Annotated in this window: 16 protein-coding genes and 1 tRNA gene; 14 read left to right on the top strand and 3 right to left on the bottom strand. The window is 33.1% G+C overall.

Annotation, left to right across the window (positions count from 1 at the left end):
* The first annotated feature begins 44 nt into the window (after nucleotides 1-44).
* Together Q5N74_RS06135 and Q5N74_RS06130 are read left to right on the top strand one after the other, a co-directional pair.
* Nucleotides 45-119: transfer RNA gene (locus tag Q5N74_RS06135), tRNA-Pro, on the top strand.
* A 216-nt stretch (nucleotides 120-335) separates the two neighbouring features.
* The gene (locus Q5N74_RS06130; RefSeq protein WP_304387857.1) at nucleotides 336-1,589 is read left to right on the top strand and encodes a site-specific integrase; all 1,254 of its coding nucleotides are present in this window, start codon (nucleotides 336-338) and stop codon (nucleotides 1,587-1,589) included.
* Between the two features lie 141 nt (nucleotides 1,590-1,730).
* Here Q5N74_RS06130 and Q5N74_RS06125 read toward each other — a convergent pair whose 3' ends face one another.
* A complete protein-coding gene (locus Q5N74_RS06125; protein ID WP_304387856.1) occupies nucleotides 1,731-2,261 on the bottom strand; it encodes a BfmA/BtgA family mobilization protein in 531 nt (176 codons plus the stop codon).
* 709 nt (nucleotides 2,262-2,970) lie between these two features.
* On the opposite strand from Q5N74_RS06125, the gene Q5N74_RS06120 reads away from it, so the two are divergent.
* From Q5N74_RS06120 to bglX, 12 genes are all read left to right on the top strand, one after another.
* Nucleotides 2,971-3,240, top strand: a complete 270-nt coding sequence (locus Q5N74_RS06120) for a hypothetical protein (RefSeq protein WP_304387855.1) — start codon at nucleotides 2,971-2,973, stop codon at nucleotides 3,238-3,240.
* Between the two features lie 40 nt (nucleotides 3,241-3,280).
* Complete coding sequence (locus tag Q5N74_RS06115) at nucleotides 3,281-3,550, top strand: hypothetical protein (RefSeq protein WP_304387854.1); 270 nt, start codon at nucleotides 3,281-3,283, stop codon at nucleotides 3,548-3,550.
* Nucleotides 3,551-3,595: 45 nt separating this feature from the next.
* Nucleotides 3,596-5,554 carry a hypothetical protein gene (locus tag Q5N74_RS06110; protein WP_304387853.1) on the top strand — a complete coding sequence of 653 codons (1,959 nt, stop codon included), beginning with the start codon at nucleotides 3,596-3,598 and terminating at the stop codon, nucleotides 5,552-5,554.
* 16 nt (nucleotides 5,555-5,570) lie between these two features.
* Entirely contained in the window at nucleotides 5,571-6,362 is a 792-nt protein-coding gene (locus Q5N74_RS06105) for a hypothetical protein (RefSeq protein WP_304387852.1), read from the top strand.
* A gap of 21 nt (nucleotides 6,363-6,383) precedes the next feature.
* On the top strand, nucleotides 6,384-7,859 hold the full coding sequence (locus tag Q5N74_RS06100; RefSeq protein ID WP_304387851.1) for a hypothetical protein: 1,476 nt from the start codon (nucleotides 6,384-6,386) through the stop codon (nucleotides 7,857-7,859).
* An 837-nt stretch (nucleotides 7,860-8,696) separates the two neighbouring features.
* A complete protein-coding gene (locus tag Q5N74_RS06095) occupies nucleotides 8,697-11,474 on the top strand; it encodes a triple tyrosine motif-containing protein (protein WP_304387850.1) in 2,778 nt (925 codons plus the stop codon).
* Between the two features lie 293 nt (nucleotides 11,475-11,767).
* Nucleotides 11,768-14,824: a TonB-dependent receptor gene (locus Q5N74_RS06090; RefSeq protein ID WP_304387849.1), complete on the top strand. Its 3,057-nt coding sequence runs from the start codon at nucleotides 11,768-11,770 to the stop codon at nucleotides 14,822-14,824.
* 22 nt (nucleotides 14,825-14,846) lie between these two features.
* Nucleotides 14,847-16,484, top strand: a complete 1,638-nt coding sequence (locus Q5N74_RS06085; protein WP_304387848.1) for a RagB/SusD family nutrient uptake outer membrane protein — start codon at nucleotides 14,847-14,849, stop codon at nucleotides 16,482-16,484.
* Between the two features lie 161 nt (nucleotides 16,485-16,645).
* Nucleotides 16,646-18,223, top strand: a complete 1,578-nt coding sequence (locus Q5N74_RS06080; RefSeq protein ID WP_304387847.1) for a family 16 glycosylhydrolase — start codon at nucleotides 16,646-16,648, stop codon at nucleotides 18,221-18,223.
* A 7-nt stretch (nucleotides 18,224-18,230) separates the two neighbouring features.
* Nucleotides 18,231-19,067 (top strand): endonuclease/exonuclease/phosphatase family protein, encoded by an 837-nt coding sequence (locus Q5N74_RS06075; RefSeq protein ID WP_304387846.1) that lies wholly within the window; start codon nucleotides 18,231-18,233, stop codon nucleotides 19,065-19,067.
* Between the two features lie 191 nt (nucleotides 19,068-19,258).
* Nucleotides 19,259-20,746 carry a sulfatase-like hydrolase/transferase gene (locus Q5N74_RS06070; protein WP_304387845.1) on the top strand — a complete coding sequence of 496 codons (1,488 nt, stop codon included), beginning with the start codon at nucleotides 19,259-19,261 and terminating at the stop codon, nucleotides 20,744-20,746.
* A gap of 54 nt (nucleotides 20,747-20,800) precedes the next feature.
* Nucleotides 20,801-23,125 carry a beta-glucosidase BglX gene (gene bglX / locus Q5N74_RS06065; protein WP_304387843.1) on the top strand — a complete coding sequence of 775 codons (2,325 nt, stop codon included), beginning with the start codon at nucleotides 20,801-20,803 and terminating at the stop codon, nucleotides 23,123-23,125.
* 201 nt (nucleotides 23,126-23,326) lie between these two features.
* On the opposite strand, the gene Q5N74_RS06060 is transcribed toward bglX, so the two are convergent.
* Together Q5N74_RS06060 and galK are read right to left on the bottom strand one after the other, a co-directional pair.
* Nucleotides 23,327-24,346: a UDP-glucose--hexose-1-phosphate uridylyltransferase gene (locus Q5N74_RS06060; RefSeq protein WP_304387842.1), complete on the bottom strand. Its 1,020-nt coding sequence runs from the start codon at nucleotides 24,344-24,346 to the stop codon at nucleotides 23,327-23,329.
* Between the two features lie 16 nt (nucleotides 24,347-24,362).
* Nucleotides 24,363-25,511 carry a galactokinase gene (galK, locus tag Q5N74_RS06055; RefSeq protein ID WP_304387841.1) on the bottom strand — a complete coding sequence of 383 codons (1,149 nt, stop codon included), beginning with the start codon at nucleotides 25,509-25,511 and terminating at the stop codon, nucleotides 24,363-24,365.
* Nucleotides 25,512-25,526: the final 15 nt, after the last annotated feature.

Raw genomic sequence — 25,526 nt, 5'->3', positions numbered from 1 at the left:
GGATATAGCTTTTAATTAAGCCTATAAAAACGAAATAAACTTCACGGGGTGTAGCGTAGCCCGGTTATCGCGCCTGCTTTGGGAGCAGGAGGTCGCAGGTTCGAATCCTGCCACCCCGACTAACCTAGAAATAGGAAAAACTAAAACACTGTTAATTGTATGATTATCAGTGTTTTTTGTTTTATATGATGTTGTTTGATATCATATAATATCAAATAAAAGGTGTGCAATTAGGTGTACACTTTCTTCACGGAATTGTCGTAATTTTAAAGAGCTTTTAAAAGCAATTTGACTTTTGTCTTTACAATATCATTGTTTAACTAAAGACATTAAAAATGCAGACAAACAAAACCTTTTCAATTATTTTATTTACCAGAAAATCTAGAAGTAAGGTAAATGAACTATCCATTTATGCTCGGATTACAGTTAATAGCAAACGTTCTGAAATCAGCCTAAAAAGAACCGTTTTAGTAAAAGTATGGGATGCCTCAAAAAACCGTGGTCGTGGTAGTTCCTACTCAACACGGGTCTTGAACAACTACTTGGATCAAGAGTATAGTAGGCTATTGGATTGTCATAAGCAATTATTGGAAGAAGATAAAGTGATCTCATCTAAGACTATAAAATCACGTTATCTGGGAGATGATAATATCCGAAAAACACTTAATGACTTGTTGCACTATCACAATACAAATATGGTTTCTGTACTTAAACAGGGCACAATGAAAAATTATTACACTACGGAAAAGTATTTGCAAAAATTTCTAAATCAAAAATTAAAAACAAATGATATCTATTTAAAACAATTAAACTATCGTTTTATCTGTGATTTTGAACACTACTTACGCAATTATAAAAACACCAAAAAGAAATTCATGTTAAGCAACAATGGAGTGATGAAACATTTGGAACGTTTTAAGAAAATGATAAATTTAGCTGTAAAGCTAGAATGGATGCTAAAGAACCCATTTAAGCAATTTCAATTGCAGTATGATAAGTATGATAGAGCCTACCTAACGGAAAGGGAACTTGAACTATTGGAATGCACACATTATAAAAATGAGCGATTAGAAAGAGTAAAAGACTGTTTTATCTTTTCCTGCTATACAGGCTTGTCCTATATCGATGTAAAGGAACTTACAATTAATCAAATAGTTAGAGGTATAGATAATAACCATTGGATATTCACCAAGCGGGAGAAAACAAACGAAACAGTCAAGATACCTGTTCTTCCCCAAGCAATGACTATCATTAATAAGTACAAAGATGCCATTGAAAATAAAATAAGCAAAACCATGTTACCTTTATGCTCAAACCAAAAGGCAAACAGTTACTTAAAGGAAATTGCTAAGGACTGTGGCATCCATAAGAATATTACTTTCCATGTTGCAAGACATACTTTTGCAACCACAGTCATGTTATCAAATGGTGTTCCCATTGAAACAGTATCAAAGCTATTAGGGCATGCCAAATTAACAACAACCCAAATCTATGCTAGGGTATTGGAAACAAAAATAAGTGAGGACATACAAAATTTGCTTATAAGGTTTGAAACGAAAAAGCAAAAAAGAATGGAGCTTGCAGAGTGATGAAAAACGTTTTTAAAAGGATGGGTTTAGAGGCGGGCTATTTAAAAACGATTTTTCATGACCGTTCTATACTGGGCGTGGAGAATCCATCGTTTTAAAAATGAAGCAAGCTCGCCCAAGCGAGCGCGGTAGAAAAACTACTTAAGCAGTACTGTCTTTTAATACTGAGTATTCATGTTCAGATAATTTCAACACATAAAAATTAGAACTAAAAGTATTTTTGATTAGCTTGAATTCCCCAATAGTATCTTTTAATTTATGCTTCAGTCCATTTAATTCAGCTTGTTGTTTAAAGTAGGCATTTCGATAATAGGTTAATGCTTCATTCTCCGCTGTAAGAATGGGTTTATTAATAGTTGATTTTTCTAAAATTAAAGGTTTAGTGTCTTCCACTTCTTCAAATAGAGATTCCAACATTTTCTTGGTGGGCTTCAATTGGGTCTCTTCAACTTGTCTCAGGATTGTGATAACTGCATCGATACGTTTGTTCAAAACATTTTGAAGAGACGTTCTGTTCATTCCTAAAGTATCATAAGGAGACAGGTTGTTGTCCTCAAAAAATGCTATCATAAAATCTATGGTTTCAGAATAGCTTGGACTTGTTTTTTTTGAATATTTTTTAAATTTAACAATTGTTTTCTTCTTTAATCGAATGGTGTTAAAATCATCCATAATTTATGAAATTGTTACAATGAATTACTGGTTTTACTGGTATGAATTTGAAATTTACTCAAAAAATAGAAATTTACAATGGTTGTAGTGTTGTTAATTTATTGAAAATCAATAAATTGTGAATTAGTAACATCGCGCAGCGTGTTACCCTCTTGCTTTACCTTCTAAGTTTGCAAAAGCAAACATTAAAATGTAAACATGTCTACGTTTAAGGAAGTATTATAAATCGTTTAAAAATTCATCAAACAATTTATACTATAATGTTCCGTGTTATGCAACTTGACCTTTGGTAAAAGCGAAGTTTAAACTACTACTTTTTATTTATTTTTTTCTTCTAAAAATTTTCTTTACGATGTTAATAACATCTAGTTTGCGAGATTCAAGAACTCCTCTAAAACAATATTAACCTTGTGATTAAACACTCTTTTTTCGAAGCGACGATAGGGAGAGTAGTGGAATGTTTGTGGAATGAAGAAAGAGTATATAAATCAACTTTAAAATTTAGGCCCAAAATGGAAATAAAACACCCTGATTAAGGGTCATATGTTTTTGAAACTATAATAATATTTAGGTTATTTCTTTTTTTTTTTCTAAATTTAACATCTCCCCCCCCCTATGATATATTAGAATAGCATTAAATAATTAATATTAATTATTAGTTTTTTATTCATGCAAAATTTATGAATAATTATTTTCAAAACAATCTCTTATGTCAGAACTTTTTAAAAACGTCAAAGTCTTCACATTTAATAATACTAATATCAAATTAGCAGAAAATCTTAATGGTAATGTAACAACTTTTGAAGAACCAACTATAGCCCACTTTTTAGGAGATATTAATGACGTTAGGTTATCAACCTACATAGACCAAAATTTAAAACTAATTGGGTATCGTTTTGAAGAAAAAATAGCCACCACCATATATATGAAATTAGTGCAAGTCAAGTCTACTGGACTTAAGTTTGGTGCTGTTTCATAGTCATAATTTAATATCAATTTAACTAATTTATAACTATAAAATGATAGAATTTGGAGCAGTAAGTATCAAGCTAAATAATAATATACTAGCTAATAGACTAAAAGGAGAAATAGATAGTTTTGAAAACCCATGTTCAGCTACACTAACCGGAATTTATGATTTTAATGTTTTCCGTCCTCTGCTTGATGAAAACATTGAGTTGAGTGGTTATCAGGATAATAAACCCAATTTCAGGAGAACTGTATTTATGAAAATTATTAGAGTTACTCCTCGTGAAATAACCTTTGGCTCAGCAGTTATAAAAAATTGACTAATAAAAACATTCTAAACCTAACCAATAAATACATATAATATCATGTCAAATTCAAATGCAATCAAGATTAATAATACTTCGAGTACTTTCAATATTAATGATCAAAGTATCCAAGATGGAATCGACACCTATTCACTCACATCGATACCTGATGAAAGCTCAGCCTGGGTTCAAGAAGCTAGAGATGGAATTTTAGGGCATATCGATCTTAAGGATTTAGTTAGTGATATGGAATTGTCTGCAGACTTAATTTACCTCGCCGTTTCTGCAACTGCATATATAAGCGACATAGGAATAGATTTAAGTGATTTACAAGTAGAAGTTACCGAACTTTATGGTGAATGTTATGATACGATGAAAGAATTTAAAATGCAATCTACTAATTCCTCAACTGCCATACGGGACGCTTTTGTAGCATTATTTAATGGAGAAGAAGATAAAGCCATTACTAAGTTAACTCAAGTCGCACTAGTCGCTCGTGCCATGGAAACCGAATCTAATGAAATTGTTGAAAAATTTGAAAAATTTAAAGATGTTGTTAAAAATGAAGGAAATAGAATCCAACTTAAAGTAGTAGATACGGGTAGTGAGCTCCGTGAACTTGAAAAATCAAATAACAAGTTGCAAGCTAATTTGAATAAGCAACGAATTCTTGAAAAACAACTTGAAATCAATATTGCAGAGTTAATTGAAGACTTAGAAGAAGCCAAAGCTACTGCCAAAGATCAAGAAATAAAATCTTTTGTATTGCAGATAGTTGGTGGACTTTTTAATGCAGTTGGAGCAGGATTAAGTGCCTATAGTATGTCAAAAAATCCTGTAGCGATGGTTGGTCAGGTAGTGAAAAATATGGATGATGGAAAAAAAAATGCCGCCCAAAGCATAAAAAATGCTAAGGACAATTTAGATACTCCTGAAAAGAAACAAGAGCTTGAAGATAAAATAGAAGAGCAAAAAGCAGCAACAGAAGAAAAGGATCAAGCAGAAGCAGATGTCAAAGACAAAAAGAAGCTTATTGATATGGTAGTGAAAGATATAAAAATACTAAAAGAAGATAAGGTTATCGCAGAAAGTGAACTAAAGACTGCAGATGAAAGAATAGAAGAAATAAATAGCGACGACGACTTGACAGATTTAAAAAAAGAAAGAAAAATTGATATTGCAGAACAGTCTAAACAAAAGGCAGAAGATAAAGTAGACGATAATGAAAGACTTATAAAACGGAAAAATGGTGAAAAAATTAAGCTTGATGCTAAATTAAAAAAATCAGAAGAAAAATTAAAAACAGCCGAAGATAAATGGCAAAAAGCAAAGGCAGTCGTGGACGCATTTTCCGCAGGAATAACCCAATTAGGTGCAACTGTTGATCAAATGAGTGTAAGAGCAGATAATAGAGCTGCAACGGCACGTGATACAATGACTGCGATATTAAAAATGAAAAGAGAAGCCCAAGCACAAAAACGGGATGCCACTGCAGAAATTGAAATGTTTTTAGGTGAAATCAAGGGAAATACCGATGAACAAGCAATGAAAAAAAATATCATTCATTGTTTAGGAATCTCTGTTTGGTCCTTAAAAAATTTATGGGTCACTTTTGAAAGAGCCAGTTACTTCTGGTCAAATATTGCCAAAGCAGCCAAAAAGTTAAGTCAGCCGCACATCATAAACGCAATTAAAGAAATTATGAAAGAGGATACAGATTTATCAACCAGAATAGAAACCTATAAAAGTGAAGATTTTGTAAAAATGTCTATTCCTACTGTAATTGGTTGGAGTGCATTAACAAGCATCTGTTCAGAATACGTAGATGGAATTCATGATCTTAAATTAAAAACTGAGAAAAACATTGGTAATTTTTTAACAAAAGAGGAAGTAGGCCCAAAACTAGATATTATGAAAAGTAATTTAAAAAATAAATTAAGCGACTACAAAAAAGAATCTGAAATTAGGGATGCGGACTGGGATAAAGACATTATAGAATTAAAAAATGTTGCAGTATAATTTGTAAAACAACATTATGGCTACTGTATTTGATGTAATTAAATGGAATTATAATGATGTTTCCCTTGTAAAAGAGTCTAGCATATTAAAAACAAGTCAGCAAGACAGCTATTTTTATAGCTGTATAGATGCACTTTATATTGAAATTGAACTAACAACGGACGTTCTTTATTTAAGTTATAACACTTTAAGAAAGTCTCCTTTTTGTATAAAAGTATCTGACTGGCAAATGGCTTTTTATGAATTATCAAATAAGCTTTCTAGCAATGTGAATAGCCTATTAGAATGCTTTAGTCATATACTTTCCATTACTGGACATTCATACAATAAGTTTGAGAATATAGGGCAACCACTCACATACCTCAAGGATACTTTAAATGTTATACGATTAGATGAATTGCTTACGGCTATAGCGCTTGAATATAAAGAATTAGAAACGGAAGACAAGGAAGTCCGTCAGGTTTTTGAACTTCTTTTAAACACTTTTAAAAGTGTATCGCTATATCTAGATAATTTTAATAATGCAGTTGACCAGCTTCTTATAGATTACAATGAAGTTAATCATGCTTCAACAAATTTAAAGAATAATGCTTCACAAAATACTGAAGGTTTTGCATTTAAATTTCAGGTACACACACTGTTTATAGTAGCTGTATTAAAGAAATATGTGGATATTTCTTCTATATCTATGAAAAGAAATGGAGAACTAATAGGTGAAAACCATTTAACTATTAATGAAGCAAACCAACAGTTAAACCAATTGACTGCTGATTTGAAAACCAAATGGAAAAATCGATTTCAGGAGTAAGTTTAACTAAATATTTTGATCATGGATTATTTTAATTTAAGTAAAGAAGGGGTCTTGTTACTAACCACCCTCATAAAAAACGAGGAAAATGGAATCGCTACCAGTTCAGAAAAAGTGGAACGATTAATTAGCGTCTTTGATATTATATCTGAAGCGACAGACAAATTATTGCTACAAAGTGAACGACAAAGTAAGATTTTTCAAGATTTAAAAAATCAGACTCATAGAATCTTACTTAAATTTCAAAAAGAAAAGGAAAACCTCGAATTTCTCATTCATAATTATAACATTTCAATCGTAGCAAATGATGAGGCTAGAAAAAAATTTCAACGTGAACTCCAAGACATTAAAATAAGAATAGCAGAAGCACAGGCAGAAATTGAAAAACTTAAACCTAAAATTGAATTTAAATGGTATTGGGTTTTTTGCTGGTGGTGCGGTCTAATCGCTGCTGGAGTAAATAATGAAATTAATTCTAGATTGTCCGAAATTGAACAAATACAATTGAATGCAGATCAACTTCAATCAAGTATTGTTAATAACGATATAAACAAATTTAAACAAGCAATTATAGATCTGAAAAATAAACTGGCCACAGAACAAAAAGAATTAGATAAAATTGCCCTTCGTCAGAAAGAAATCGATGATAAAATGCAACTTTTTTCTAGTAAATTAAAATCAAGTGTACATATTAAGGGAGAAGTGAAGTTTATAGGAAAAAGTTTAGAAAATTTTTATAAAGAAAAAGAAATCATAGGTTTTTTAAAAAACCGCTTAGAAAGCACAGCAAATTTTTGTGATGGACACTCTCATAAAAAGATGCCCATGGAAAAAATTCTTTCTGATTGGGGAAACTCATTGAATGAAGAATTACTCCCATCAGGTGCTTCTGTACAAGCAGTAAGGTTGGCAATAGATGGAAAAGAGTTTGGGCATTTTAGAAAAATATCTGACTCAAATTGGGAATTAGTTGGTACTTCAAAATTTGATGCCTACAAAAATGATCCCATTGCTCAAATTTTATCAAAAGGGCCTTTTATAGAAACTCAGAGAGACAGGTGGTCTATTTATCTTCATAATGATAGTCATAATCTCGCTGTAGATATATGGAAGAGTTTAGTAAGTGCTACTCATAAAAATACCAAAGAAATTCTAACAACTGAGATTATAGACGGTTCTCTAGCAGAAAAAGTACACTTCCACCCACAAGATCATATAACACCAGCTGCTGTGGCTGCACTATGTAAACAAAATAATTGGAGACTCGCCTCAGAATTCGAGGTATCTATTGCTTGGATTCATAATGGTTTAAATGTACCTGCCTTTGGACAAATTAAAAATGATCTTGTGGTGGTTCCAATTCAGTCAGATACAAATACTTGGCTTAAAAGAGGTCTAAATACATTAAAATTCGGTTCTACTAATTCGGGAAATCAAGGATTTTTCTATATTAACAATCAAATTTTAACCTTTAGGAAACTTAAACCTGCTATTTAGTAGTTCGCTTTAAAGAATATGGTTGAAAAAATTTTAAATCATATCTATAAATATTATGTAAAATATAATTTAAAAAAAGTTAAATTGGAATTCTGCATAGAACAAGTGTATGTTCTTTTAGGATTAAAAATTAGCATTATTTAAAATGAACAACGGGTTGTATTAATTCCATTTTGTGTAAACCTCGAAATATTATGTATATTTGAGTAGAAAATAATTATAAATCAGAGTACACGATTCAGTACACGATTTTATTAAAATAAAGCATAAAATTCGGGTGTTTTTTCAAACTCATAACCCGAAGACCACTGGTTCTAGTAATATTCAAACTGCTACCAAAGACAATCTAGAAAAACGATCTCTAGAAACAACTTTCTTTTACTAATCAATTGTATTTATTTTTATATCAAACGCAAGTTATTAGTAGTTGTTTAATAGAAATTGTATCTTTATGATAATAAAGACAAACAAAATTTGTTTTCAACGAAGTTTTTTTTAACTTTAGTGTGCAATTCGGTGTACAATAATTGATAAACGATAATAACAACAGTGAATATAGGTGGTTAAGAGATTCTAATTAATCCTGCCACCCCGACAAAAACCTTCTGAGAAATCAGAAGGTTTTTTTGTTTTATATATGTTTTTAATTAGTGTATATGAGCACAAAAAGGGTGAGTTTACAGTTTTCTTATCATATGTGTTCTGTTTCTTTCTTCAATCACAATACATCCTATTTTCAACTTTACCACCAACAGATTACATATTTCACTGTTTATTATTTAAAACTTCTTAAATTGTCATAATCTTAATAAATTATAAAAATTCAGTGTGTTTTTTATGAAAACAACTATCCATAAAATCTTATTTTATATTCTTTTGTTGTTGGTGTCTACGAATTTAATAGCTCAAGAGTTGCCTCCAATTCAGAAATTTTCTCCAACTGATTATGATGGGGAAAATCAAAATTGGATGATTTCTCAATCGCCTAATAAGTTTATGTATGTGGGTAATAATGAAGGGCTACTAGAGTATAATGGAGCTAAGTGGACTATGTATCGATCCCCAAATAACACCATTATTAGGGCTGTTAATGCTGTGGATAATCGAGTTTACACAGGGTGTTATATGGAATTTGGCTTTTGGGAGCGTGATATGTTTGGCAAGTTGCAGTATCAATCTTTACTGGCTAAGTTCAAGGAGTCTATGATTGAAGATGAGCACATCTGGAATATTATCACGTATGATGAGTGGATTTTGTTCCAATCCTTCAACAGGATTTATTTTTATAATCCCATAAATGGGACTAGTAAAATTATTAATTCTAAGCATGGTATTTCAAGAGTTTTTAATGTTAATAATGTTATTTATTACCATGTTAATAATGAAGGAGTTTATCAAATAGAGGCGGGCAAACCTAGATTACTAGTTGATAATGTTGTTTTTAAGAATGATAAAGTTGTAAACATGTTTCATATTCCTGAGGGTCTACTTTTTCAAACACGCGGGTTGGGGTTCTATAAGTTGATAAACAATAAATTATCGGAATGGGACGTTTCCGCAAACGAGGTTTTAAAAAGAATGAATGTTTTTAATAGTATCCAACTGGAGGATAAAAGCTTTGTTATTGGTACTATAAAAAATGGTATTGTCTATATTAATGCAAAAGGAAGTGTTGAATATCAAATTAATAGAACAAATGGGCTTGATAATAATACGGCTTTATGTGTTTTCGAAGACATGGATAATAATGTGTGGGTAGGATTAGATAATGGTATTAATTGTATAAATATTAAATCGCCCATTCGTGTTTTTAATGATGATGAAGGTAAAATAGGAACTATATATGCTTCCGTTCTTTTTAATGATTATTTGTATTTAGGTACCAATCAAGGTTTGTTTTATAAAAAAGCCTGGACTCAAGATACTTTTAAGTTTATAGATGGTACTTCTGGTCAAGTTTGGAGTTTGTTTATATATAATAATGAATTGTTTTGCGGGCACCACTCCGGAACATTTGTTGTTAATAGCGGTGAGGCAACCTTGGTGGCAAGTATCCCCGGAACTTGGGGTTTTAAGCCCATTCCTAATAAGGAAAACATGATTCTAGAAGGGAATTATAATGGACTAAATGTGTTAGTGAAAGATCAAGGCGTTTGGAAACTTAAAAACAAACTTAAAGGTTTTGATAATTCTGCCCGTTATTTTGAAATTACAAACACGAATGATGTGTGGGTAAGTCATGGTTACAAAGGTGTTTTTAAGCTTAAAATAGATGATGATTTTACAGAGGTGCAAGATGTTCTTATAGATGCTTCTATCCCTTCTGACAAAAATGCTAGTTTAACTAAATACAAGAATCGAATTTTATATGCATATAAGGGAGGGGTGCTTGGTTATGATGCTGAAAGCAATATATTCGTGAAAGACACAGTGCTTAGTCCTGTAGTTACACAGTCTGGATATGCTTCAGGGAAACTGGTTGTAGATGATGTTCAAAAATTATGGGGATTTTCTAATGATAATATATCGTATGTCGACGTCAATGATTTAACCAATGAGTTGAAAATAAATAGGGTCGCTATTCCATACGATTTAAGAAAAGGACAAGTTGGTTATGAAAATATTTCACATCTTAAAGATAATAATTACCTGATTGGAATGACAGATGGGTATCTCACATTAGATATATCAGAATTAAATAGACGAAAAAAATACAATTTGGTTTTAAATTCTATTGAACTTAATACAGTTGGAGCAGATAATATGGCTGTTGATGTTAAAAAACAGGGCGAATTTGAATACGTCAATAACTCAGTAGTTTTTAACTATAGTGTTCCTGTTTATAACAAATACACTCCAGTACAATACCAATATAAACTTAAAGGGCGTTATAACGAATGGAGTGAGTGGAATAGTAAATCTGAACTTGTATTTGAGAATTTACCCTTTGGGAAGTACAATTTAAGTATTCGTGCAAAAATTGGTAATCAACTAGCAGATAAAAGTATTAGCTATGATTTCAAAATAAACAGACCATGGTTTTTATCGAACACAGCTATATTATTGTATGTTGTTTTAATTGCTGCGTTCTCATTTATGATGCATAAAATCTATAAAAAGTATTATAAAAAACTACATGCTCACAAACAATTAGAAAGTGAACAGTTAATTACGAGTATTAAAAATGAAAAGCTAAATCAAGATATTGACAGCAAAAACAGGGAGTTGGCAATTTCTACAATGAGTATTATAAAAAAGAACGAGGTTCTAAATAGTATAAAAAAAGAACTAAAAAAAGCCAAACAAGCAGATAACAATGCGGCATTAAAACTTATAGACAACAATTTAAACGATACCAAAGATTGGTCGTTTTTCGAGCAGGCTTTTAATAATGCAGACAAAGATTTCTTAGACAAAATAAAACAATCGCATCCAGATTTAACACCCAATGATTTGCGTTTCTGTGCCTACTTAAGGTTGAATTTATCTTCAAAAGAAATGGCGCCTTTACTTAATATTTCTATAAAGAGTGTAGAAACTAAGCGTTACCGATTAAGAAAGAAATTAGGGCTAGAGCATGATAGTGGCCTTGTTGACTATATCTTAAACTTCTAGTAACACTACAAGTTCTTTTTTTACCACGACATTACCACGACAGGTGCATAATTACTGTGTTTTTTCGTGTTTTAATCTGAAATAGTTTTGATGCTAAGTATACAGTGTTTATAGGGCTTGTCGCTAAATATTTAACGGGTATTATGGCTTAAAATTACGATGTTCGTTTTTTATCGAGGTGAAAATTATGGAATTATCATTTTTAGAGGCTAAGTTTACAAATGCTTAATTTTAAAATAAAACCTAAAGTCAAGCCTAACTATACTTTTGAAACTAAACTTAAAATAATTCAAATGAAACTAAAACGACGCAATCAAAAAATTAAAATCCTATTTCCTTTAATGTTTTTGTTGGCCTCAGTTGTAATGATAGGTCAATCACAAAAAACAATAACAGGGAAGGTGTTATCTGCAGATGATAATATGCCTTTGCCTGGGGCCTCAGTTATAGTAACAGGGACCAATAATGGAGCATCAACAGATTTTGATGGAAAATTTAAATTATCTATAAATAGTAATCAAACGACATTAACAGTTTCCTATTTAGGCTACAAAACTAAAGATGTTGCAATAACGTCTAATGCAATAACTGTTTTGTTAACGGCAGATGCAAGTGCGCTTGATGAGATTGTGGTTGTAGGTTATGGTACACAGCGTAAAAGTGATTTAATAAATGCTGTAGGAACAGCGGATTTAGAAAAAGCCACTTTAACGCCTACATCAGACGTTACGGAAATGCTTAGAGGTAGAATTGCAGGTTTACAAGTAGAAGTAGGTGGTGGTACATTAAGACCGGGCGGAACTTCTCAAATTATATTTAGAGGACGAAGTTCAATAGAAGGTAATGTAGGCGCCATTTATGTAGTAGATGGTATTATTAGAGATGGTGGTATTGAGGATATTAATGCTGATGATATTAAATCTATAGAGGTTCTTAAAGATGCCTCTGCGCAGGCTATTTACGGTTCTAGAGGAGCTAACGGTGTTATATTAGTTACAACTAAACGTGGTCGTTCTGGTAAAGTTAATGTTTCTTATCATGGATATGTATCAACAAAATCTATTGAGCGTAACTTTGATGTATATAGCGGACAAGAATTTGCACAATATAGAAGAGAAGCTTTACGATCGGACAATGCTAATGACGAATATCCAGATGACTCAGTTGCGTTCACTTCCGTAGAGTTAAATAATATTGCAAACAATAGATTTGTAGATTGGGAAGAAGAATTGTTAAAAACAGGTACAGTAAATAGCCAATCTATTAATGTTTCTGGTGGTACCGATTTAACAAAGGTATATGGTAGTATCAACTATTTTAAGGAAGATGGTATCATTCCAACCTCAGGCTATACCCGAAAAAATTTAAGATTAAATGTCGATCAAGAAATTAACGATAAATTTTCTGTAAATTTTGATTTAAATTTATTGAATGATTTAAACGATAGAGCAGCGAACATTAACGTCATTACATTTTCTCCTATAGGTAGTGCTTACAATGATGATGGTAGTATTACTAGATATCCAGATGGTGAGCTAAATACAGCTACAAATCCACTTTGGAACTTACGTGAACAAAACCACGAAGAAAAAGGAAATGATTTTGTTATAAATGTAACCCCAACTTGGCAAATTACTGATGAATTACAGTATCAGTTGAAAACAAATATGACTCGTAAGAACTCTGAAAGAGGACAATATCAGTCGTCTTTAAGCTCTGCAGGGGAAGATGAGAGAGGTATTGCAAGAATATATAATCAATTAAGTGAATCTTATTTAATTGAAAATATTTTGACGTATGATAAAGGATTAAATGCAAACAATAAGTTTGATTTAACTTTAGTACAATCAATACAAGAAGATAAATATACCAGAACTTTTACTCAGGGCACAGGTTTTCCAAATGAAAGTTTAGGATATAATGGTATTACAAATGCGATTGGTTTGGTATCAGTTGAACGTGATCAATCTGCTAAAAGAAATGCATCATTTATGGGTAGAGCACGTTATACCTTTATGGATAAGTATTTATTTTCAGCTACTTACAGAGCCGATGGCGCTTCAGTAAATGCAGAAGGAAATAAATGGTCATACAATCCAGCAGCAGCTTTCGCATGGAAAATTCATAACGAAAGTTTCTTAAAAAATGTAGATGCTATTAAAGAGTTAAAGTTAAGAGTTAATTATGGTGCTTTAGTTAATGGTATTAGTAGCCCATTTACATCACTTTTTACTGCTGAAGGTCAAAATTATATTTTTGATGGTGAAACAGCCTCAGGATATTCGCCTTCTGTGGTGCTACCAAATACCAATTTGAAATATGAAAAAGTAACAACACTCAATTTAGGTCTTGATTTTTCAATACTTGATAGATTATTAACAGGTAGTATAGAATATTATGATAAAAGAACTACCGATTTATTATTAAGAAGACCAGTACCTTCTATCACAGGTTACAGATACACATTCTTCAATGCTGGCGAATTACAAAATAAAGGTTTAGAAATAGCGCTTACAGCAAACATCATTAATACAGATGATTTTCAATGGTCTTTGTCAACCAATTGGTCTAATAATAAAAATAAACTTATTGAACTTTACAATAATGGTAATGGAGATCCCATTCTTGAAGACGATGATTATGGGTATTATGTAGGGCAACCTGCCGGTAGTAATGCTGGCGTTATAAGACAATTTCAATTTGATGGTATTTTTCAAGTAGGTGATGATTTTGCGAATGCACCACAAGCAAATCCAGATTCTGCAACCCCACAGCCAAATCTTAGGCCAGGTGATATTCGAGTTAAAGACGTTAATGGCGATGGTAAAATAACACAAGAAGATCGTGTATTTACAGATCCAAATCCAGATTGGTTCGGTTCACTATCTACGACGCTTTCTTACAAAGGATTTGATTTATTAGTTGATTTTTATGCTGTAGAAGGAGCAACAAGAAATAACAGATTTTTAACTACTTTTAACAATGGTGGTACTTTTCAAAGTAGAAATAATGGTGTTAAATTACCGTATTACACTCCAGAAAACCCATCAACATTATTCCCAAGACCTAGTTTTACTGCAGCTCCACAGTATTTAAATTCATTAGGGATTCAAGACGCTTCTTATATTAGACTTAGAACACTAAGTTTGGGTTATACATTACCAGAAGCCGTATTTTCTAAACTTGACATTGAACAAATTAAGTTTTATGTAACTGCAACAAATGTGTTTACCAAAACCGATTTTATTGGGTACAGTCCAGAGGTAAATATAAGAGACACCTTTTCTAATGCAGATACAGGGTATCCTGATGCACGTAGTTTAACATTTGGAGTAAAAGTTAATTTATAATTTTTTAAAAGAAAAATATATTATGAAAACAAAACATTTTTATAGAAAAGCAAAAAAAAGCTTGCTATTGATTTTAGCAATGTTCCTTGCAGTATCTTGTCAAGACTTTTTAGAAGAACAACCAAGCACATCCATTGATGCTGGATATATTTATAATACAGAAGCAGGTTTGCAATCTGGTGTAGTTAGTTTATACGCTTTTAACAGAGAACGTTATGAAATAGATGAACAAGATTACATGGGTGGGCCAATATTATCAGCTTTGGGCGATTTAACCTTGAACAGATCAGGTTATGCAGGCAGCATAGGAAGATATACAAGAAATATTGCTCCAAGTGGCGATTTAGGAGCTCAATTCATGTCAAGATTATTTTGGAAACAGTTTTATAAAATAGCCAACAAAGCAACAGATATTATTAATGCCGCAGAAGTTGTTGATGGAATAAGTGAAAAATCAAGAAATCAAATTATAGCAGAAGCTAAATTTTTTAGAGCCGATGCGTATTTCTATTTATACAGAATGTATAATAACATTTATGTAACAACGGAATCTGTAACAGTTGAAAATGCCTTTAATGTGATTCAAGATAAATCTTCAAAGGAAGGTATCTATGCTTTAATAAATAGTGATTTAGCTTTTGCCATTGAGCATTTAGAGTGGAACGTAATCTTTGGTCGTGTATCAAAGGGAACCGCTAAGCATGTAAAAGCACAAGTAGCTATGACACAAGGTGATTGGCCTGAAGCAAAGAAACAGGCATTAGATGTTATAGAAGATCCAAATAGCCCGCATAAATTAGTAGCTACCACTGCCGATGTTTTTAAAGGTGATAGAAATCATTCTGAACAATTATTTGTTATACAGGCTCAAGATGATGTTTTAGGAGGTGGTAGTGTTAATATGCTTAACGCATATTATATAGCACAATATTTCCAATTAGATGGTAGTAAGGAAGTTGGGCCTGATCTATCACAAGGAGGAATAGGCTTCTCACGTATTTTACCTAATCGCTATTTATTAGGGCTTTTAGCCGAAGACCCAAACGATACTAGAGATGATGATACCTATTTCAGATTAAAATTTTTCTATAATAAAGGACCAAGGTCGGGGCAGCAAATTACCGAATTTAGACGTAAGGAAACAGAGACAAGCGCAATCCCTAATGGTGAATTAATAAACTATTATCGTTACATAGCACCTTCGTGTATAAAGTTTGCACAAGATGATGATATTGTTGATAGCTACCGTCAAAGAAGTCATATTATGGTATATCGTTTAGCTGAAACTTATTTAATAGCTGCCGAAGCTATTTTAAGATCGGGTAGTGGAGATCCTTTACCATATTTCAACGAAATTAGAAAAAGAGCAAATGCAACCGAAAAATCCAGTATTACTTTACAAGATATATTAGATGAAAATGCACGTGAGTTATCATTTGAAGGGCAGCGTTGGTTTACTTTAAAAAGGTTTGGACAAGCTACTATGGACTTTCAAATGACAACATATTCCGGTGACGGTCCTTATGCCCCTAGTTTTTTTGCTACTACACAAAACTCGAGGTTAAATTGGAGAAGCTATTATATAAATATGCCAATATTTCAAGAAGATATCGATTTGTTTGGGCCAAACTACCCACAAAATGATGGTTACACTAATTAAAAATTTTAATATTGTTTACTAAATAAATTAGAGTCTCTCACACTGATTAATAGCAAATTTAAAATATAAGGGCGATTCGTTGCCCTTGTATTTTGATAAGAATCAAAAAAAAAATAGAATAATTTAAGGTCGCTTTAAATAGCAACCATTACTTTTAAAACATGCGGTATTTATATATATGTTTGGTTATGGGCTTTGTTTCCTGTACTATGGTGTCTCAAAAGACTATGGAGGCTTTTGCAGATAATCCTGTAATAGCACATCGTGGTGCCTGGAAAAGTAATCAGCTTCCTGAGAATTCCATTGCTTCCTTAAAAAAAGCCATCGAATTAAATTGTACGGGCTCAGAGTTTGATGTAAGAATGACGCAAGACCATGTTCTTATCGTAACCCACGATGCTACTTATAACGATTTAATTGTTGAAGAAACAACCTATGCAGAATTGTCAAAACACAAACTGCCTAACGGTGAAACCTTACCAACATTGAAGCAGTATGTAATTGCAGGTATGGAAAATAATAGCAGTACAGGTTTGGTGTGTGAAATAAAACCATCTAAGGTAGAAGGCAGAAATATAGAGATAGCGAAACGTGTAGTAAAGCAAGTTAAAGAGTTAAAAGCGGAGTCTTATATCCTTTCTTATATAAGTTTTAGTTATGAAATTTTAAAGAAAGTAAAAGAGCTAGATGTTCATGCTAAAACACAATATTTAGACGGATCAAAAACACCAGAACAGTTAAAAAAAGATGGTATTTCGGGCTTAGATTATATCCTTTATAAATTGAAAAAACGACCGGAATGGATACAAGAAGCGAAAGCATCGGGACTTTCATTAAATGCGTGGGTTGCAAATAAAACAGAGGATATAGATTGGCTTATCGCAAATGCATTTAATTATATAACAACAGATGAACCTGAACTTGTTTTTGAAAGATTAATAAAAAGCCCTTTACAAAATGGCTACGAATTAGTTTGGAGCGACGAGTTTAATTATAAAGGAAAGCCAGAAAGCGCCAAATGGGGCTATGATTATGGTTTTATTAACAATGAGGAAAAACAATATTTTACAGATAGTTTAAAAAACGTTCGAGTAGAAAATGGGCATTTAATTATTGAAGCTCACAAAGAAAAAATAGCCAATAAAGATTATAAAAGTGAAGCCTTTAAAAATAAAAGTTGGTTGCACTATGTCCCGAAAATTGATTCAGCACAATATACGTCTGCGCGATTAAAAACCGATGGGTTGGCATCATGGAAATACGGGCGAATAGAAGTAAGAGCCAAATTGCCAAAAGGCGTTGGTTTATGGCCTGCTATTTGGATGTTGGGTGAAAATAGAAAACAAGTTGGGTGGCCAGAAAGTGGTGAAATTGATATTATGGAACATGTTGGTTTTAACGCAGATTCTATATTTGGAACTATTCACACCAAAGCCTTTAACCACATGATAGGTACGGAACGGGGTAAAACCATTTTTATTGAAAAACCTTATGATAGTTTTCATGTGTTTGCTTTAGAATGGACACCTGATAAAATGGATTTTATTTTAGACGATGTTGTTTATAATCATATTGAAAACGAACACAAAACCACAGCAGAGTGGCCATTCGATCAAAAATTTCATTTGATATTGAATGTGTCAGTTGGCGGGATGTTAGGCGGTCAGAAGGGGATTGATAACAGTGTTTTTCCGCAACAAATGCTAGTTGATTATGTTAGAGTGTATCAAAAAAACTAAATAAGAAATGAAAAACCACAGCATACTATTTTTAATTGTTTTGATGAGTTTCACGAGCTGTAAAAGTCAAAGTTTTAAAGCGATGACTTATAATATTCGGTTAGATGTTGCTTCCGATGGCGAAAATGCGTGGGAACATAGAAAAGGTTTTTTAACTTCTCAAGTATTGTTTTTTGCGCCTGATATTTTAGGGGTGCAGGAAGCGAAGCCAAACCAAATGGCCGATTTAAAAGAAGCATTAAAAACATATAATGCTATTGGTATAGGTAGAGACGGTGGAAATGAAGGAGAATATTCAGCTGTGTTTTATAACAATAAAAAATTTAAAGTAGAGAAAGAAAATACCTTTTGGCTTTCTGAAACACCCGAAATAGTTTCAAAAGGTTGGGATGCAGCATACCCAAGAATTTGTACTTATGGGTTGTTTACAGATTTAAAAACTTCTAAAAAAATCTGGATTTTTAATACGCATCTAGATCATAAAGGAGAGCAAGCACAATTAAAGGGCATCGAAAAAATTCAGAAAAAAATAGCTGAGGTAAATACCAAAAATTATCCTGTGATTTTAATGGGCGATTTTAATGTGGAACCAAACAGTTTGTTGATTAAAAATTTATCTGAAAGTATGTTGAACAGCGAAACAGTTTCTAAACTAACTTTTGGACCTAACGGTACATTTAACGGTTTTAAATTTCATGAACCTGTAACAAGAAAGATAGATTATATTTTTATTTCAAATTCTAAGACTATCACTGTAAATAAGCAGGCTGTTTTTAGTGATTCTAGTAATATGAAGTATCCATCAGACCACTTTCCTGTATATGTTGAATGTATACTGGATTAGCAATAAATTTCAAATCGTATCTCTTACGGAATAAAATAAATAGGGGTGTTTAGACTCCATATTATCGGGTAATCCATTGTGTTGGGGATCGCTCATTTAGATTATTTTAAATTAATAAAATTGGTGAATGCTATGCATTTGCACAGGAAGGCTCAACCCTTGTGGTAACGCTCAAATTATAAATTAATAATATGAAACTCATAAATAGATTTTTCTTTGTTGTCTTTCTTTTAGGTTTGTTTTCTTGTAAAAACAATGTGCAATCTGTTAAAAAAGAGAAAAGCCCAAACATTCTTTTAATTGTTGTGGACGATCAAGGGTATGCCGATTTTCAACCATTTAAAAATCATGATGTGTCGGCTGAAACGCCTCATATGGGAAAGTTGGCGAAATCTGGTATTGTTTTTACGGAAGCGTATACAACGGCACCTGTTTGCAGTCCTTCGCGTGTAGGTATGTTAACCGGTAAAAATCAAATTCGATGGGATAAATATGCGAGTTGGGGTCCAGGTTTACCAGACTCAGTTAAAACTATGGCCGAATATTTAAAAGAAGCCGGTTATGCAACAGCGAGGATTGGAAAAAACGACTTAGGAAGAAACTTTCATAAATATGATGTTAGAGAATATCCTTTGAAGCACGGTTATGATGAATTTTTAGGTTTTAGTGCCCACGCTCATGATTATTGGTTGCTTTCGCAGGAAATAAAAGATAAAACACCAGATCCTGATGGAACCAGTTCTGTTTTAGGGCCTTTAATGCACAATGACGGGGTGAAAAGTTATGAGGAAGGTTATTTAACCGATATTCTATCAGATGAAGCCATTCAGTACATTAAAAAGTCTAAAGACAAACCTTTCTTTCTAACACTGGCTTATAACTCTGTGCATCATTTAATACATGAAGTGCCTCAGAAATATTTAGACAAGTATCATGTGAAGCCTATTAATAATTATAATCCTGATAGTTTAATGGCTTTCGGTAAACACAAACCCGGAAGTTATGCCGCCTATTATGATAAATATTCGCGCTTAGGAGCCATTCAAGATGCCGATTTAAGAAACTATTACCTAGCTAATTTGAATTGTTTAGATGATAATATTGGTAGGGTTCTGGAATCTATAAAAAGTGAAGGTTTGGAGGATGAAACCCTTATCATCTTCTTGTCTGATAATGGAGGTACACCCTTAAATGGAGCCAATAATAGTCCGCTTACTGCCGGGAAATATTCCCTTTGGGAAGGTGGTATACGGGTGCCCATGGCGATAAGTTGGCCTAGTAAAATAGCTGCGGGTCAGATACAAAACAACTATGTATCTGCTACCGATATTTTACCTACGGTTGCCTCTGCTGCTGGTATAAAATTAACAGATAAAACTATTGATGGTATTGACTTATTACACCCTGTTAAAGATAGAGTTCTGGTTTGGAAATGGCAAAAAACATGGGCTGTTAGAATAGGTGATTGGAAATTAACCAATACAAACGAGGAGCACTGGAAAGGCAGACCAAGTAACTTGTATATAAAGCCTATTAGAGATGATTTATCATTAAAGTTATTCAATCTAGAAAACGATCCAGGGGAGCGCATTGATTTATCAATACAGCAACCAGAAAAAGTAAAAGAATTAGAGGTGGCCTACCAAAATTGGTGTGCTACTAATATTGGTAACTATTAAATGAGATTGCGTGGTGTGCCATGTAACAAATGAACAAATAATAAGTATTAAGAGATGAAAAAACAAACCTTATTAATCATTCCAATAGTCCTTCTGGCTATATTTTTACATAGCTTTAAGAAGCGCGTTGTTGATACGCAAAATGTGTATTCCTTCACTAAGTTAGATGCAAAAATTGAACAAAAAGTAGATTCTGTTTTAGCGCTTATGCATTTAAATGAAAAAATTGGGCAACTGGTTCAATACAGTGGAAAATGGAATGCCACAGGACCTTCGTCTTCTAATGGTGATCAACATAAGCTCAATAAATTGAAAAATGGAGAGGTAGGTTCGATGTTGAATATTGCTTCGGTGGCATCCATTCGAGAAACTCAGAAAATAGTTATGGAACATTCCCGACTTAAAATTCCACTAATTTTTGCTTACGATGTGATTCATGGGTATAAAACAATCTTTCCAATTCCGCTAGGTGAAAGTGCGAGTTGGGATTTAGATATTATTAAAAAAACGGCCTCTATTGCGGCAAAAGAAACAGCTGCATCGGGCATACAATGGACGTTTGCACCGATGATTGATGTGTCTAGAGACGCACGCTGGGGACGAATCATGGAAGGTGCAGGTGAAGATGTTTACTTGAATTCGGTTATTGGCGTAGCACGTATTCAAGGGTTTCAAGGTGATGATTTATCGCTGCCAAACACCATTGCAGCATGTGCGAAACATTTTGCAGGTTATGGTTTGGCGGAAGCCGGTAGAGATTATAATACAGTAAGCATTGGTGAATACGAATTGCATAATACGGTTTTACCACCTTTTAAAGCAGCGGCTGATGCTGGTGTGGCAACATTTATGAATTCCTTTAACGAGATTGATGGTATTCCTTCAACAGGAAATAAAGTGTTACAAAGGGATATTTTAAAAAGAAATTGGGGTTGGAGTGGCTTTATCGTATCCGATTGGGGTTCTATAGGTGAAATGATTGCACATGGTTACGCCAAAGATAAAAAACATGCAGCTGAAATAGCACTGAATGCAGGGAGTGATATGGACATGGAATCGTATGCTTATGAAGCGCACTTGGAAACGTTATTGAAAGAAAATAAGGTGCCCTTAGCGCATCTAGATGATGCCGTAAAGCGTGTTTTACGATTGAAATTTCAATTAGGTTTGTTCGATGATCCTTATAAATATTGTAATGAAGAAAGAGAAAAAACAGATGTTTATACAAAGGAACATTTAGCGATAGCACGTGATGGGGCTAAAAAATCAATCGTTTTACTGAAAAATCAAACCAAATTACTACCGCTTTCTAAAAACATAAAAAGTATTGCTGTTATTGGACCTCTTGCAGATGATAAAGATGCCCCGCTCGGAAATTGGAGAGCTAAAGGGGTTTATAATTCAGCGGTGTCTCTTTTAGAAGGTGTTAAAAGTGCAGTGAGTAGTACAACTAAAATATACTATGAAAAAGGGGCTGATTTAACAATTCCATCAGTAAAACCGGGTGATAATCAGTTTTTACATCCTTTAAAGTTTAATACCAGTGATGTTTCTGGAATTCCAGCAGCTGTAGAAGCAGCAAAAAAAGCAGAAGTCGTTTTGTTAGCGATTGGTGAAGATGCTTTTCAAACAGGGGAAGGAAGGAGTCAAACCAATATCGGGCTTTTCGGGGTGCAACAACAATTATTGGAGGCGGTTTATAAAGTAAATAAAAATGTGGTGATTGTTTTAATGAACGGTAGGCCAATGGATATTTCGTGGGCAGCTAAAAACATTCCTTCTATTTTAGAATGTTGGTTTTTAGGCTCGGAATCAGGGAATGCGATAGCCGATGTATTATTTGGTGACTATAACCCATCGGGGAAGTTACCAGTTTCTTTTCCACATAATGTAGCACAAGAACCGTTGTATTACAATCAAAAAAATACAGGAAGACCGTATAGTCCAACTCATGTTACCTATTCAGGTTATACAGACGCTCCTAAAAAAGCTTTATATCCATTTGGTTATGGGTTGAGTTATACCACTTTTGAATATAAAAATTTGATATTGGATAAAAATAACATCCCGAAAAATGGTGAAATAAAAGCGTCTGTTACTGTTTCAAATACCGGAACTAGAGATGGGGAAGAAGTGGTACAGCTATACATCAGAGATTTATTTGGTAGTTTGACGCGCCCAGTGAAAGAACTAAAAGGGTTTCAGAAATTAATGATTAAGGCTGGAGAAACTAAAACGGTTCACTTTACCATAAATGCAGAGATGCTTCAGTTCTATACCGTGAATAAAAAATGGGAAGTAGAACCTGGTGATTTTAATATTTGGGTAGGCGGTGATTCCAAAGCGTCTTTAAAAGCATTATTTACCGTAACCGAATAAAATATACGGTAGCTTTCGTTGTGTAGTAATGCAAGTTTATGTTTCATTAAATCAAATCATATATTTATAGAAATTTCGAATCCAAATGTTTTGGTTTCTGATATATAGAAAAATTGTATTAGAAAGGATTATTTCTAAATAAATAAAACCCCTGTAAATCTTTGAAATTACAGGGGTTTTATTTTAATATATGGTTGCTAATTATAAAAGATCTTTAATCATTTTAGCAGCAATTTCTGGTGTGATATCGCGTTGTGGCGATCCAAACATTTCGTAGCCTACCATAAATTTCTTTACGGAAGCGCTTCTTAATAAGGGTGGGTAAAAACTCATGTGCCAATGCCAATGGTTGTAATCTTCTCCGTTGGTTGGTGCTTGGTGAATACCACTGGAATATGGAAACGATGTGTTGAATAATTTATCGTATGCTTTGGTTATTACAGAAATAGCTTCAGCAAAAAGAAAGGATTCATTGTTTTTTAAATCTGAAATACTACGCTGTTGTTTTTTAGGAACAATCATCGCTTCGAATGGCCATACAGCCCAAAACGGAATCAATACAACAAAAGCATCATTTTCAAAAATAATACGTTCTTGTTTGGTTAATTCCTGCTTCAAGTAATCGCCTAATAAGCTCGATTTGTTCTTGTTATAATAGGCTAATTGTTGTTGGTCTTTTTTGTCAACTTCATTTGGAAGCGTGGTTTGACTCCAAATTTGGCCGTGTGGATGCGGATTACTACAACCCATTACAGCGCCTTTGTTTTCAAATATTTGAACGTAGTTTATAAGTTCGTTTTCAGCAAGTTCTTTATATTCTTTTTGCCATGCGAATACCACTTTTTCAATGTCTTTAGCACTCATGTCTGCCAAACTTTTTGAGTGGTCTGGGCTAAAGCAAATCACTTTACAAATACCTTGTTCACTTTGTGCAATTAGTAAGCCATCATCAACCTTAAAGCTTTTAGAACCTGTTTGTAATGCAGCAAAATCATTAGTAAAAATGAATACATCTTCGTATTTTGGGTTGTCTTCACCGTTAATTCGGGTGTTTCCTGCGCATAAATAACAACTCGGGTCGTGAGCTGGTCTTGCTTCGTTAGAAACGGCTTCATTTTGACCTTGCCATGGGCGCTTTGCACGATGTGGTGAAACTAAAACCCATTCGCCTGTTAATATATTATAACGTTTATGTGAGTAATCTTGTAAATCGGTAGTCATTTTAATAAGTATTTGTTTATTTAATTACGTGGGTTCCGTTAGAAAGTTTAACAGAATAGATAGAACAGTCTTTATTGAATTTCTCTTTATACGCTTTAGAAACAGTTAGTTTAAAAGCGTCCACAGCATCTTTTGAAATTAAATTAATGGTACAGCCTCCAAAGCCACCGCCCATCATTCTAGCACCTAAAATGTGCTTGTTTAATTTGGCTTGTTCTACAAGAAAATCCAATTCATCACAACTAACTTTATATTGTTTAGATAAACCTTCATGCGACCCATAAATTAAGGCGCCTAAAGTCTCTAAATCCCCATCTGTCATGGCTTTAGATGCTTTTAAAGCACGATTATTTTCTTGAATAACATATAGTGCTTTCTGGTAGTTTTCTGGAGTTACTTGGTCTTTAATGGTAAGTAAATCGGCTTCTGTTGCGTCTCTTAAGGCTTTAATGCCTAATAAAGAAGCGATGTTTTCGCAAGCAGAACGTCTGTCATTATAAGCGCTATCAGATAAACTGTGTTTTACATTTGTATTAATAAGCATTAATTCATGCTCCTTAAAGTTTATTTCGAAAGGTTTCGCTTCTACAGTTCTACAATCTAGTAATAAGGCATTATTTTCAATTCCAAACATACTTGCGTATTGGTCCATAATACCGCAATTAACACCCACATAATTATGTTCGGCTTTTTGAGATATTAGAATCATTTCTGTTTTAGATAAACCTAAATTAAAAAGTTCATTTAAACCATATACCACGCTGTTTTCTAAAGCTGCAGATGATGACATGCCAGAACCAGAAGGAATATCACCACTAAAAGCAATATTGAAATTCCCTACTACTCTATTTCTGTTTTGAATCTCGGCAACAACGCCTAAAACATAATTTTCCCAGCTGCCTTCAGAGGATGGTTTTAGTTTGTCTAATTCAAACGATACACTTTCATTCATATCGATAGCAAAAGCTGTAGAAATGTTGGTGTCACTTTTTTGAATCGCAGCAATAATACCTTTATCTACGGCGGCGGGAAATACAAAACCATCATTATAATCGGTGTGTTCACCAATAATATTAATTCTTCCAGGGGAGAAAATCATTAAGGGTTTGGTGCTAAATGTGGTTATAAAGCTTTCTTGTACTTTTTTAGTTAATGTTGTATTCATTTTAGTTGTTTAAGT

The sequence above is a fragment of the Mariniflexile sp. AS56 genome (genome assembly GCF_030552475.1).
GTDB lineage: Bacteria > Bacteroidota > Bacteroidia > Flavobacteriales > Flavobacteriaceae > Mariniflexile.
The sequence above is the reverse complement of the archived record's forward strand: the minus strand, read 5'-3'. Positions and strand labels throughout refer to the sequence as shown.